General features: G+C 37.2%; 14 protein-coding genes. 5 read left to right on the top strand and 9 right to left on the bottom strand.

What is annotated here, in order from left to right; translation table 11 throughout:
* Positions 1–343: 343 nt before the first annotated feature.
* From IPH66_05215 to IPH66_05200, 4 genes are all read left to right on the top strand, one after another.
* Positions 344–592, top strand: coding sequence for a hypothetical protein (locus IPH66_05215; protein ID MBK7128752.1), 249 nt, complete (start codon positions 344–346; stop codon positions 590–592).
* Entirely contained in the window at positions 589–1,014 is a 426-nt protein-coding gene (locus IPH66_05210) for a PIN domain-containing protein (GenBank protein MBK7128751.1), read from the top strand. The genes IPH66_05215 and IPH66_05210 overlap by 4 nt, the downstream gene beginning before the upstream one ends.
* Before the next feature lie 221 nt (positions 1,015–1,235).
* The gene (locus tag IPH66_05205) at positions 1,236–2,744 is read left to right on the top strand and encodes an IS1634 family transposase (protein MBK7128750.1); all 1,509 of its coding nucleotides are present in this window, start codon (positions 1,236–1,238) and stop codon (positions 2,742–2,744) included.
* Positions 2,707–3,009 carry a hypothetical protein gene (locus IPH66_05200; GenBank protein MBK7128749.1) on the top strand — a complete coding sequence of 101 codons (303 nt, stop codon included), beginning with the start codon at positions 2,707–2,709 and terminating at the stop codon, positions 3,007–3,009. Before IPH66_05205 ends, IPH66_05200 begins: the two co-directional genes overlap by 38 nt.
* A gap of 204 nt (positions 3,010–3,213) precedes the next feature.
* Here IPH66_05200 and ruvX read toward each other — a convergent pair whose 3' ends face one another.
* The 9 genes from ruvX to IPH66_05155 form a co-directional block, all read right to left on the bottom strand.
* A complete protein-coding gene (ruvX, locus tag IPH66_05195) occupies positions 3,214–3,627 on the bottom strand; it encodes a Holliday junction resolvase RuvX (GenBank protein MBK7128748.1) in 414 nt (137 codons plus the stop codon).
* Entirely contained in the window at positions 3,620–5,617 is a 1,998-nt protein-coding gene (locus tag IPH66_05190; GenBank protein MBK7128747.1) for a Na+/H+ antiporter NhaC family protein, read from the bottom strand. Before IPH66_05190 ends, ruvX begins: the two co-directional genes overlap by 8 nt.
* Before the next feature lie 76 nt (positions 5,618–5,693).
* Positions 5,694–6,281 (bottom strand): hypothetical protein, encoded by a 588-nt coding sequence (locus IPH66_05185; GenBank protein MBK7128746.1) that lies wholly within the window; start codon positions 6,279–6,281, stop codon positions 5,694–5,696.
* On the bottom strand, positions 6,278–6,964 hold the full coding sequence (locus IPH66_05180; GenBank protein ID MBK7128745.1) for a DUF2807 domain-containing protein: 687 nt from the start codon (positions 6,962–6,964) through the stop codon (positions 6,278–6,280). The genes IPH66_05185 and IPH66_05180 overlap by 4 nt, the downstream gene beginning before the upstream one ends.
* A gap of 6 nt (positions 6,965–6,970) precedes the next feature.
* On the bottom strand, positions 6,971–7,837 hold the full coding sequence (locus tag IPH66_05175) for a hydroxymethylglutaryl-CoA lyase (GenBank protein ID MBK7128744.1): 867 nt from the start codon (positions 7,835–7,837) through the stop codon (positions 6,971–6,973).
* Complete coding sequence (locus IPH66_05170) at positions 7,824–8,861, bottom strand: quinone-dependent dihydroorotate dehydrogenase (protein MBK7128743.1); 1,038 nt, start codon at positions 8,859–8,861, stop codon at positions 7,824–7,826. The genes IPH66_05175 and IPH66_05170 overlap by 14 nt, the downstream gene beginning before the upstream one ends.
* Positions 8,862–8,965: 104 nt before the next feature.
* Complete coding sequence (locus IPH66_05165; GenBank protein MBK7128742.1) at positions 8,966–9,922, bottom strand: hypothetical protein; 957 nt, start codon at positions 9,920–9,922, stop codon at positions 8,966–8,968.
* A gap of 120 nt (positions 9,923–10,042) precedes the next feature.
* Positions 10,043–10,849, bottom strand: a complete 807-nt coding sequence (locus tag IPH66_05160) for a hypothetical protein (GenBank protein ID MBK7128741.1) — start codon at positions 10,847–10,849, stop codon at positions 10,043–10,045.
* A 25-nt stretch (positions 10,850–10,874) separates the two neighbouring features.
* Positions 10,875–11,504 carry a sigma-70 family RNA polymerase sigma factor gene (locus tag IPH66_05155; protein MBK7128740.1) on the bottom strand — a complete coding sequence of 210 codons (630 nt, stop codon included), beginning with the start codon at positions 11,502–11,504 and terminating at the stop codon, positions 10,875–10,877.
* 240 nt (positions 11,505–11,744) lie between these two features.
* On the opposite strand from IPH66_05155, the gene IPH66_05150 reads away from it, so the two are divergent.
* Positions 11,745–12,371 (top strand): YdcF family protein, encoded by a 627-nt coding sequence (locus IPH66_05150; GenBank protein ID MBK7128739.1) that lies wholly within the window; start codon positions 11,745–11,747, stop codon positions 12,369–12,371.
* Positions 12,372–12,413: the final 42 nt, after the last annotated feature.

The raw sequence follows: 12,413 nt of genomic DNA, 5'->3' as shown, positions 1-12,413 counted from the left end.
TACACGATGACTCATTTCATTTTGCTAATGTACAAAGCAATTGCAAGATTTGTGCCTGATGAGAGAATAGAGAATGCACAGGGGGGTATTGATAAGATTGTACCTACCTCCTCCTACTCATAAAAGATTGCAAAATAATAGCAGCACTGATTTGATCTACCATGCTTTTATCTTGTCTTTTCTTTTTTGACATGCCACTGTCTTTCATTCTTTGTGCGAGTTAACAGTGTATTGACCCCAAATATGCAACTGTGGCAAAATGTCAGAAGCATACTCAAGTGACGATATAAATTTGAATTATCGAAAAAAGACACGTATATTTGTAAAACAATTCATACGTGTCATGACAACTAAATTAACACTCACAATCGAGCAGGACGTTATTAAAACAGCCAAAACATATGCTCACATGAAAGGCAGAAGTCTTTCAGAATTAATTGAGAATTATTTGAAAACTTTAGTAAATAAACAACAGGACTCCGAAGAACTTTCTCCAAAAGTGAAAAGATTAGTTGGTTCTGTTAAACTTCCCAAAAACTTTGATTACAAAAATACTCTTGCTGAAGAAATCATAAAAAAACATGGTAAATGAAAAATTTATTCTTGGACACCAATGTAATTATTGACACACTCGCAGACCGCAAACCCTTTTCAAGAGCCGGAGCAAAACTATTTCAATATGCAGAAAAGGATAAAATTAATTTATTCATTTCTGCATTATCATATTCCAATATTTATTACATCATCCGTAAAACCTGTACACATAAGGAGATGCTAAGAACCCTTATAGACCTTGAATCATTAATTGAAACAGTTGACGTAACGAAACAAATAATTGCAAAATCGCTAAACTCTGACTTTAAAGACTACGAAGATTCTATCCAATATTACACTGCCCTGTCAAATAAAAAAATTACAGCCATTGTAACCAGAAATGTTAAAGACTTCAAGAAAAGTGATCTTGCTGTTTTGACACCCGAAGAAGCGTTAGGTATTATTGAGAGTGTCGGATAATCAGGTATTGAACAATAGAATTATAACAATACTATACGGGTTGCAGAGTAGATTTCTGAACGTAGTCTCAGGTCGCGACCTGAGACTACGGGAACGACCATTTTTTCCTGACTTCCGCACTTTTTCTAAGCTCAAATATTATCTATAAGTAAATCAAGTATATAGACGCTAAAAACAACAGCTTTTGGGTGTCCCAGAGTCTCGTTTATTACTTTTACTTCATGTTTATTCGCAAAAAGAAAAATAAAAGCGGGAAAATTTCAGTTCAGATTATAGATAAAAGTTCTGGTAGTTATAAGGTATTACATACCGTTGGAGTTGGTTCAGATCAGGAGGAAATATCTGATTTGGTTAAAAGAGGTCATGCCTGGATAAGAAACTTTTCAGGTGCTCAGGAACTCGATTTTTCAAATGTACTAGAACAAGCCGTTAAGTTTTTAGACGGAATAGAAACCCTTAAACGTGTTGGTTATGATTTATTGTTAGGTCGAATTTTTGACGAGATAGGATTTGATAAAATCAAAGATGAATTTTTCAGGGAACTTGTTTTAGGTCGTATCGCATATCCCAAAAGCAAATTAAAGACCACAGAATATCTTCTGCGTTACAAACAAATTGATTGGAGTGAAGATCAGCTTTATCGTTATCTTGATAAGCTTTACAATAGACACAAAAAATTTGTACAACAAATCAGCTATGATCATACGCTTAAGATTTTGAACAATCAAATCAGTGTTGTCTTTTATGATGTAACAACACTTTACTTTGAAATTGATCAGGAAGATGAACTTCGGAAAACGGGTTTTTCTAAAGAAGGTAAACATCAAAATCCTCAAATAGTGCTTGGCTTGTTAGTGAGTAAAAATGGCTATCCGCTGGCGTATGAAATTTTTGAAGGAAACAAGTTTGAAGGACATACAATGCTCCCCGTGGTTAATGCTTTTAAAGAAAAATACAACCTCAAGCAATTAGTAATAATAGCAGATAGCGGACTACTTTCAAAATCAAATATAGATGAACTTCAAAGCAAAAATCACGAGTTTATTTTAGGAGCGCGAATAAAAAATGAAACTGCATCTGTCAAAGAAAAAATTCTTTCTCTAAAACTTAAAAACGGACAAAGTACGGTTATAAGAAAAGGGAATTTAAAACTCATTATTACTTATTCTGATGATCGAGCCAAGAAAGACAGCTATAATCGTGAAAAAGGCTTGAGAAAAATAGCCAAACAAATACGAACCGGACGCCTGACCAAATCAAACATAAACAACCGCGGATATAATAAATTTCTAAAGATGGATGGTGAAATACTCGTTGCTCTTAATCAAGAAAAAATTGCACAAGACTGCAAATGGGATGGACTTAAAGGGTATCTCACGAATGCTAAACTCAATAAAAAACAAATCATTGAAAACTACCATCATCTGTGGCAGATTGAAAAAGCATTTAGAATATCAAAATCAGATTTGAAAATAAGACCAATCTATCACCGCTTGCAGCGCCGAATTGAAGCTCATATTTGTATTTCTTTTGTCGCTTATAAAATTTACAAAGAACTTGAAAGGCAACTCAACGAGAAAGGCGCGGAAATAAGCGCAAACAAAGCGATTGAGATCGCTGAAAATATTACAGAAATATCCGTCGTTTTAGATGGTTATAACGACAAAATCAAAAGACTACTTTTGTTAACCAATGAACAAAAATACCTCGCTGAATTATTTTCCTTTTAAGTTTGGGTGTCCCAGTGCGGAAGTCAGGAGAACCCTTATAGACCTTGAATCATTAATTGAAACAGTTGACGTAACGAAACAAATAATTGCAAAATCGCTAAACTCTGACTTTAAAGACTACGAAGATTCTATCCAATATTACACTGCCCTGTCAAATAAAAAAATTACAGCCATTGTAACCAGAAATGTTAAAGACTTCAAGAAAAGTGATCTTGCTGTTTTGACACCCGAAGAAGCGTTAGGTATTATTGAGAGTGTCGGATAATCAGGTATTGAACAATAGAATTATAACAATACTATACGGGTTGCAGAGTAGATTTCTGAACGTAGTCTCAGGTCGCGACCTGAGACTACGGGAACGACCATTTTTTTTGCAACCCGCATACCAAAATATTATTCTATTGCTCAAAATAAGTTGATCTAGTGTTTCATTCAGCGAAATGCTCATTGAAATAGCACGCTCCACCACCTACCCATTCCTACTCATAAAAGATTGCAAAATAATAGCAGCACTGATTTGATCTACCATGCTTTTATCTTGTCTTTTCTTTTTTGACATGCCACTGTCTATCATGCTTTGAAATGCCATTTTAGAAGTGAAACGCTCATCTATAAAATGAATTGGCATGTTCGGATATTTCTTTTCCAGTTTCTCCTTAAACACACGCACTGCGGCCGAACTGTGAGTATCAGTTCCGTCTAAACGCCGAGGCTCTCCAAGGATGATTGCCTCAACTTTATTGGCTAAAAAATAAGTCTCCAAAAATTTTTCAAGCACTTTGGTTTCAACCGTTGTAAGGGGTGATGCAATGATTTGAGAATCGTCCGTGACTGCAATTCCACAGCGCTTGAGGCCGTAATCTATGGCTAGTAATTTAGGCATTTGTTGAATCAGATTTTACATCCGGCACGTCGTTTTTCTTCCCGATGAACTCAACAATCAGTACACAAACAATAGCCCCGAGTAACATACCTATCCATGGATTAATGCCCAGTGCAGTCAACAATGAACCACACACTAATGAAATTCCGCCAACAGTCAAAGCATACGGCATTTGCGTACGAACATGGTCAATGTGGTTGCATCCGCTTGCGAGTGATGAAAGAATAGTAGTATCAGAAATTGGTGAACAATGATCACCCAAAACAGCTCCGGCTAAAACGGTACTCACGGTACTATAAAAAATTGGCATGGCCGCAGCAGCATCTATACCTGAATCAGGCGCAAGACAAATTGCCCATGTTGCAGGAATAATCAAAGGATAAACCAACGCCATGGTTGACCAAGATGATCCGGTTGAAAAAGCAACCACAGCAGACAGAACAAAAGTGAACGCAGGTATCAGCCATGGTGCAATATTTCCACTCATCAAACCGGTCAGATAATCGGCCGTGTGCATGTCATCAGTTACTAAAGCAAGTGACCATGCCAGAATCAAAATCAACAAGGCAGGTAACATGGTTTTGAAACCTGAAATAGCAGTTTCCATAGTTTTTTGTAATGACATGATGCGTTGTGAAATGGTGAGCGCCATAGCAACAAAAAGAGCACACAAGGATGCCCACAACAAAGCCGAATAAGAATCTGATGCACCAATAAGTGTTCCCAATCTTCTGGTGAAACCGTTCACGGTATTATCCAATAAATGCATATTGTTCCATACATCTCCCCAACCATGAATTTCAGCAGCAGGACTAAGTTCAAGTAATTGTGATTGCAGAGAATTAAATCCTGTGTAAACCAAGCCTACCATGGTGCCAAGTACAATCACTGCAACCGGAATTACCGCGTTGAATGCGCGATAGCGAATACCTTTCACAGGCTCCATATCTTTCATTTCAGACAAGTCAGCGTCATTCACTTCAGGATTCACTACTTCACCTTGTCTTGCTCTGCGTTCAGCTTTCAACATGGAACCAAAATCACGCTGACGCCAAATCAGATATCCCATGAAAAAAATTGTAAGAATGGGATAAAATGCATAAGGTAAACTATTTAAAAAAATAGAATAGACACCTTCATTAATTTGTTCACCACCGGTGGCATTAATTCCTTCAACACCTTTTGAAATATAACCAAGCTCTGCTCCAATCCACGTTGTTACAAATGCAATAGCTGAAACCGGCGCAGCCGTTGCATCCACAATGTATGATAATTTTTCTCGTGAAATTTTCAGACGATCGGTAATTGGGCGCATGGTATTTCCAACAACCAACGTATTTGCATAATCATCAAAGAAAATGGCAATACCTAAAAAATATGCAGCCAATTGTCCGTTACGGGCATTGCTTGCAAATTTCACAATGATATTCACAATACCATGCATGCCTCCGTTACGTGAAATAATTGCTACAACACCTCCAATCACAATTGAAAAAAGTACCACACTCAAGTGACTGGCATCATTCATGGAATTTAAAATATATGTATCAATTACTTTTAAAAATCCGGTGAAAATTCCGGTGAATCCTTCCGCAAAAAATCCCATGATTGCTCCACCCAGAAAAATTCCGGAGATCATGGAAAAAATAACTTCTTTAAAAATCAAGGCAAATAAAATAGCAATGAGCGGAGGCAAAACAGATGTCCACAAAGGAATTACCGAAGGCTGTTCGCCCACGATTTCATAATTAGCAATACTTAATTTTTCACCAAATTCAAATTGGTGAATAAAGTACATTCGCTCAGCATCAATGATCACCGGTGTTTCAATTCCGTTCACTGAAAGTGATGCAGGAATAGAATCTCCCATGGAATTAATTTCAATTTCAGTTTCAATGTCAGATAAAATTGCTTCCGGAAAAATCAATTCCATTTGAGTCTGACCGAATGCTGAAACGTTAATGAAGCAGGCAATAAAAAAAGTTCTCATGATATTTATTCTGAGAACAAAAATAAAAAGTCTGGTGAGAGTTGGAGTATTTTGTTGTGCTTATTTCAGAACATGCTCAGTGACCTGCCGCAAATGCTGGAAGAAAAATAGCATTCACTGAATCTTTAAACTGAGGCAATACCCTGTGTCCATTGATGTCCTCTACATCTACAATATCATATTTCTGCCCCAACCATTCATGACGGATAGCAACAATTCCAAGATCAGGATCATCATAACCAATCAGCAAATCATTACAACCTGAAGGTGAAGTGCGCATTTCAATCAGATGACCAAAGTACTGGTTGATGATTTGATATTTTCCAAAATACCCTTCAACAATCACCACTTGATGCACCGGGGCATTGAACAGACCGGGAATCATTTCAACAATAAAGCCCTCTGACCAGTTTCTGTCCGGACGATTTTTAAATACTCTAAAATATTTATTGCTACACGGTGGTAAATGCAAAATGGTATCAGATGTGGTACACATTTGCAAATGCTCCATGATGGGAATTACCTCATCTTCTAAAACAGGATAAGCGTCAGTAATAACAGTGGTATCACTAACAAAATTTTCTGACGAATTTTCATTATTTGCACCACATGAAACCAGTGCAAAGCATGAAAAATAAATCAAACCAATAGCAAAAAACTTCATTGTTCGCGTGTGATGGTACCGCCCAGTTTAGTGGTTTCTTCGTACGTTTCAGGGTTGCCTTTATAAGTGATGTTACCACCTGAAGTTACAGATACCGAAAGTTTTTTAGATGCATTTACTTTGATTGAACCACCTGCGGTAACTTTTGCACTGGCTGATTCTGTTACCAGTGATCCTGCGTTGAGTGTACCTCCGGTGCTTACTTCCATTTCAGCCATGGTTGCTGTTCCTTTTACATCAATTAAACCATCATTGGATATTTTTAATTTGGCTGTGCCTGCTTCAATTTCAGCGCGCACCTGGCCACCCATAGAACAAGTAAAGGTAATTACATCTCCTTTCAAAGGATTACTCACAGTCACTCGTGCACCTCTTTTAGCATCAATTTGATTCACTTTTTTGTAATAAATGGTCATTTCAATATCCCGTTGCTTGTAGGTATCTCCTTTGATTTTAATATCAAGTGTACTGCCTTCTGTAGTAATTAGGATTTTATCATCTGTGACATTTTCATCATTATTGACAACATGAACTTTTTCTTCAGTTGATTCAATCATGGTGATCACAAAATTTCCGGTGATTACAACTGTTGAAAACGGATCAACCGCTTTATCAATTTCACCGGCTTGAACATTTGTCAATAAAGAACCCATACACAGGGCGAGTACATACTTTTTCATCATAAGATATTATTTAGGAAAAACTTCAATTGCTTTTGTTATTGATTTTTGAAACTCTTGTTCATCAATATTTATACCAATATTATTTTGGTTAAACCATTGAACCATTAATTCAGTAGGCATATTGCCCGTGAGATCATCTTTTGCCATTGGGCAGCCGCCAAATCCTTTTATTGCACCATCAAACCTGCGGCAACCTGATTGATATGCAGCTTCTACCTTTTCAATTACTGTTTCAGGTGTTGAGTGAAGATGTGCTCCAAATTCAACTTGCGGTAAAGCCGGAATCAAATCAGAAAATAATTCACGAATATTTTGCGGATTTGAAACACCAATAGTGTCAGACAAAGCCAATATATCTGCACCGGTTTGTTCAAATAATTTTCTGCACCAATCTTTAGCAATACCTGTATTCCATGCATCACCATATGGATTACCAAATGCCATTGAAATATATACCACTAATTTTTTATTGGCATCAGCACAAATTTTCTGAATGTCTTTTACAGTTTGTAAAGAAGTTTCAATGGACGAATTTGTATTGCGCTGCTGAAAAGTTTCAGAAATTGAAAACGGAAAACCGAGATAAGAAATTTTACTGTATTCCACTGCAGATTCTGCCCCGCGCTGATTTGCCACAATGGCTAACAATTTTGTTTTGGTATTACTCAAATCAATAGCCTCAGTTACCTCAGCGGTATCGCGCATTTGCGGAATAGCTTTTGGTGAAACAAAACTTCCAAAATCCAAGGTATCAAATCCTACTTTAAGTAACTGCGTGATGTACTCAATTTTTATCTCTGCAGGAATATAATCATGTAAACCCTGCATGGCATCACGCGGACACTCAACCAATTTTACTTCAGTGTTTTTCATGCAGCAAGGCTTTGTTTATTTTTTTAATGATAGATGGTCCCTCGTAAATAAATCCTGTATAAATCTGCACTAGATCAGCCCCGGCGCGCATTTTCTCAATAGCATCAGTCGGCGAATGAATACCGCCAACACCAATAATTGGAAATGCTTTGTTTGATTTTTCTGAAAGATACCGAATTACTTCAGTGCTGCGCTGCTTCACCGGTTTGCCTGATAATCCTCCATTGCCAATTTCACTCACTTTTTCTTGAGAAGTATTCAGCCCTTCACGTGATGTGCTGGTATTAGTTGCAACAACACCGGCAATTTTTGTTTCACGTATAATTTCAATTACTTCATCCAGTTGAATGCTATTCAAGTCTGGTGCTATTTTAAGCAGAATAGGTTTTTGTTTTCCGAGTTCTTCATTTTTCTTTTTGAGCGAATTCAAGAGATCAACTAAAAAATCTTTGTTCTGCAATTTTGCCAAACTTCCGACATTGGGACAACTCACATTCACCACAAAATAATCAACATACGGATGCAGTGCTGAGAAGTCATACATATAATCTTGTTTTGCGCCGTCGTCTCCGGTAGCTGTATTTTTGCCAATATTGCCACCGATGAGAATTTTTGATCTTCTTTTTGATAGGCGATCTGCAATTACATCAGCACCGTCATTATTAAAACCCATGCGGTTAATGATAGCCTCATCTTTTACTAACCTGAACAAGCGAGGTTTAGGATTACCGGGCTGCGGCTTTGGCGTAACGGTTCCAATTTCAATAAAACCAAAACCAAAATCTTCCAATTCATTCAACAAAATCGCATTCTTATCAAACCCTGCAGCAAGACCAACAGGATTTTTAAATTTCAATCCAAAAACTTCTTTCTCTAGTTGGGGATTGTGGAAATCAAATTGAGCTCGGCGTAATGCTTTGATACCCGGAATTTTTGCAGACCACCTCAGCATACGAAAAGTAAAATGATGCGCTTTTTCTGCTGAGAAAAGAAATAAGATGGGTCTGATAAAAATTTTGTACATGACTTAAGCACTGAGCTAAGGTTGTACAAAATTAATACAAGCAATTTGACTTTTCAGATAAGATATAAAAATAGGTCTAAAGTTATTAACGCAGTCAACCTGATTTAAAACCTTGGGCGATACTGAAACTTCAGTTTTTTAGAACGTTTGTAGGTGACGTTGCGAATGAAAGAAATATTGAAAAACATATACGCATCCTTTTGTTTTGAATCACCCCTCATTTCACCGGGATTAGTCCAATTTGAAAATTCTCCTGATGAAGGATCAGCAAAATACGATGCCGTTGAACCGTAAGCACTGTCAATAAGAGAATTATTGTAATACACTGAACTTACATCGTCCAGATAATCAGTAAATGTTTTTGTATAAGTTAGTTCAAAAGAAATACGCCAAAGTGCGTCAATGCCTAATTTGCAACCAATACCAAAAGGAATTCCATAAGTGATAAATTTGTAAGGAGTAGGTCCGTTTGGCAATCCCTGACCCTCAGTATTCAAAGGTCTTAAATTTGTCCATCCACCATCACCGGGGCCTTGAGGAATATAGCCAATGACAGAAAAACCGGAAATCAGATAAATCAGCGTGTTTTTATTCCGCATTCCTTTCAATCCGGCAATTTTATATCGTTTTCCAAAATGTTCACTATTAAAAATAATGCATTCAAGATGCTGAGAAAATTCAAAAAGATGGGTTCGAACTTTGAGATTACGGTAATGCCTGTAAGGCTCATTAGTTAAAGCATCATCAGCCTTTAAAATGCCATATTGAAGAATAGAAGAAGTAGCAAGCCAAGGGCGAAAACGGTATCTGAATCCAAAGTGACCTGAAGGACGTGTCACCGACCATTCCATATCAACAGGAGAATAGTCAGTACCAATCCGGTTCAAACCGCCCAGATCACTCAAAAAATTACTGGCACCAACTCCAAAGAAAATTTCTTTGCGTTGATGTTTCCAATAATCTGAAGTAGTAAAATTTGTTGGTTGTGCAAGGGAGAAATTTCCCAACGACAGCATACCCACAACCAAAATTGCAATTTTTTTATCCAACCACATATTCATCCATCATGACGTCAAATGTACGAGATGGATGGGTTGTTTTACAAGATTTCGTGAAAACTTAATGATTATTTGTTGATAAGTCAACTCATTCTAAAACCATAGATTACATACTAAATCTATTTAGTTGAGCAACACATATCTTAGAGGATTCAATCTCACAACATGACCATCTGAAGTTTTACCCCGGATATTTTCGAAATAAATGGTCTCACCCTTCTCTACATTTTGAAGTGCTGCTTTCATTTGCTGATTCAGTTGATTGCTCTCTTCTTCAAAAACTTTACCACCTAACCCATCAATGAGGTGAAGTTCAAAGTGAATGATACTTACATCTGCATTGGTGGTGAGTCCTTTATTATCAAAAAGATCATCACGGGTAATTTCACCGTTCATTTTACCGGCAATTCGTGGCGTGAGATCCATCGGGTCAAAGCTTGATTTTTTTTCTTTGCTTTCATCCGGAGTATCTTCAACAACCTTAGCCTTCTCAACTTCCATCTCTTCTAATTCTGAATTACCATTTGTCTGGTTAACTAACAATGTATTTTTTTTATCATCCTCTTTATTTTTTTGTTGATCGATGTAATAAGTTTCCTTTGACTCTTTTTGATCAGATCCCGGAATGTTGAGGGCAATCAATGATTGAGTATTGGGTGGCGTGATATCAGGTTCATCATCGACTACCTGAGCTGAAACCGGATTTTGGGAAAGCACGGAATCGGGCTGATCGTCTTGATTTAAAACAATGCTTCCACCGACTAATAAGCCGATGGAAGCCATACCTGCAGTACCAAAAAACCATTTGGTTTTATAGAATGGTTTAGACATAACCTGATAGGATGCCATGAGTTGTCCGAAATTCATTCCGGCTTGTATTTCTTTGGCGTCCAGTGGAGGTCTGTCAACTATGATTTTTGAATTTTTCATACGTAATCCTGAATAATATTTTCCTTTATGCGTTGCGTTTTTTTGTTTGTTTTAACGGCACCTCATCAAGGCTTAGTTCATATCCTATTTTACTAAATAAGGTTTTCATTTTTTGCACAATGCGATGTGCTTTTACCTTAGCGTTGTTCTCTGTGATTTCAAGTATCTCACCAATTTCTTTGAAAGATCTTTTCTCAAAATAACGCATTTCAATCATCTGCACATCCTCTTCTCCAAGTTCTGCAATTGCTTTGAGCAGCACGGTACGTTTTTCATCAGAAAAATCTTCTTCCAATTCTTCAATAATTTCAGAAAGATTGGAAGAATCTACGTGAATGGTGCGAGTTGCCTTCTCATCTCGAAACGATTGATACAACTCACTTTTGGCAATACGATACAACCAGCTGGCAAAAGGCACACCGCGATATTCATACCGGGGTAAATTATTCAATGCCTTCAAAAAAACCTGACTTGTGATATCGTGAGCAAGTTCTTTGTCGTCCATACGTTGATAGATGTACCTGAAAATTTGCTCATAGTATTTGTTATAAAGCGGCTCAAAACTCCTCGGGTCCTCCTTGGCTCGCTTTATCCACTCCAACTCCTGCATCAGGCGGTCGGGCGTGTGATGATAAATGGGGTTTACTGGCATAATTCTTTGGTTGGTTTTACTTTCTTTGCTTCTATATAACGCACGCGTTACAGTTGGTTACGTATCCTTTTACAAAATGTTTGCCACAATCACTAAAACTTACAATACATAGGCTTTGAAGCCATACACTGCGAATAATTATTCACTTACTGCGAACAATAATTAACCATACAAGAACGGTGGATATTATTTGGTTAACTCACCTATTCATTGCACTTTTCAGCCTGGAAAACAAATTGATTTATGCTTGCACAAAATGTAATTTACAGAATTATTATGAATTTTTCTGCATTATTTCTTGGATTTATTTTCTGGGGACTATGCAGTTCCATGCTCATCATCTATACAACCTCATCCTATCTCTACCATGATATTGAAGAAATTCCAACACGTGAATATGCACTTGTACTGGGTGCTGCCAAGAACGGTAAGGTTGGATTGAACCCTTATTTTAAGTACAGAATGGAAGCCGCAGCTGAACTTTATTTTTCAAGAAAAGTAAAAAAGATCATTGTCAGCGGTGATAATCATATTCAATCTTATGATGAGACAACAGACATGGCCGAATATCTGATTTCTTTAGGTGTACCTGATTCAAATATTATCAGAGATTATGCAGGATTCAGAACGTTAGATTCAGTTGTCAGAGCCAAAAAAGTTTTCCATTGTACTTCGTTAATAATTGTGAGTCAAGAATTTCACAATCAGCGCGCTGTTTTTATCGCAAGATGTCACGGTATAGATGCCATAGGCTACAATGCAAGGGATGTTCAGAAAAAAAATAATTTGACCCACTGGCGGGAACTTGCCGCAAAACTAACTGCCATCATTGACGTTTTTATTCTCAACCGCCAACCAAAATTTTTGTAAATCGTTAATTGGTGTGAAATTTGCTTTCGTAAATTCGTACCA

This window comes from Crocinitomicaceae bacterium (assembly GCA_016708105.1).
Classification (GTDB): Bacteria; Bacteroidota; Bacteroidia; order Flavobacteriales_D; family Crocinitomicaceae; genus JADJGJ01.
This window is presented reverse-complemented; position numbering and strand designations above follow the sequence as displayed.

Coding starts and splice junctions, on each gene's coding strand:
- IPH66_05215 (MBK7128752.1), top strand. CDS start 344: ATGACAACTAAATTAACACTCACAATCGAGCAGGACGTTATTAAAACA.
- IPH66_05185 (MBK7128746.1), bottom strand. CDS start 6,281: ATGAAGTTTTTTGCTATTGGTTTGATTTATTTTTCATGCTTTGCACTG.
- IPH66_05210 (MBK7128751.1), top strand. CDS start 589: ATGAAAAATTTATTCTTGGACACCAATGTAATTATTGACACACTCGCA.
- IPH66_05175 (MBK7128744.1), bottom strand. CDS start 7,837: ATGAAAAACACTGAAGTAAAATTGGTTGAGTGTCCGCGTGATGCCATG.
- IPH66_05170 (MBK7128743.1), bottom strand. CDS start 8,861: ATGTACAAAATTTTTATCAGACCCATCTTATTTCTTTTCTCAGCAGAA.
- IPH66_05150 (MBK7128739.1), top strand. CDS start 11,745: ATGCTTGCACAAAATGTAATTTACAGAATTATTATGAATTTTTCTGCA.
- IPH66_05180 (MBK7128745.1), bottom strand. CDS start 6,964: ATGATGAAAAAGTATGTACTCGCCCTGTGTATGGGTTCTTTATTGACA.
- IPH66_05165 (MBK7128742.1), bottom strand. CDS start 9,922: ATGAATATGTGGTTGGATAAAAAAATTGCAATTTTGGTTGTGGGTATG.
- IPH66_05205 (MBK7128750.1), top strand. CDS start 1,236: ATGTTTATTCGCAAAAAGAAAAATAAAAGCGGGAAAATTTCAGTTCAG.
- ruvX (MBK7128748.1), bottom strand. CDS start 3,627: ATGCCTAAATTACTAGCCATAGATTACGGCCTCAAGCGCTGTGGAATT.
- IPH66_05160 (MBK7128741.1), bottom strand. CDS start 10,849: ATGAAAAATTCAAAAATCATAGTTGACAGACCTCCACTGGACGCCAAA.
- IPH66_05190 (MBK7128747.1), bottom strand. CDS start 5,617: ATGAGAACTTTTTTTATTGCCTGCTTCATTAACGTTTCAGCATTCGGT.
- IPH66_05200 (MBK7128749.1), top strand. CDS start 2,707: ATGAACAAAAATACCTCGCTGAATTATTTTCCTTTTAAGTTTGGGTGT.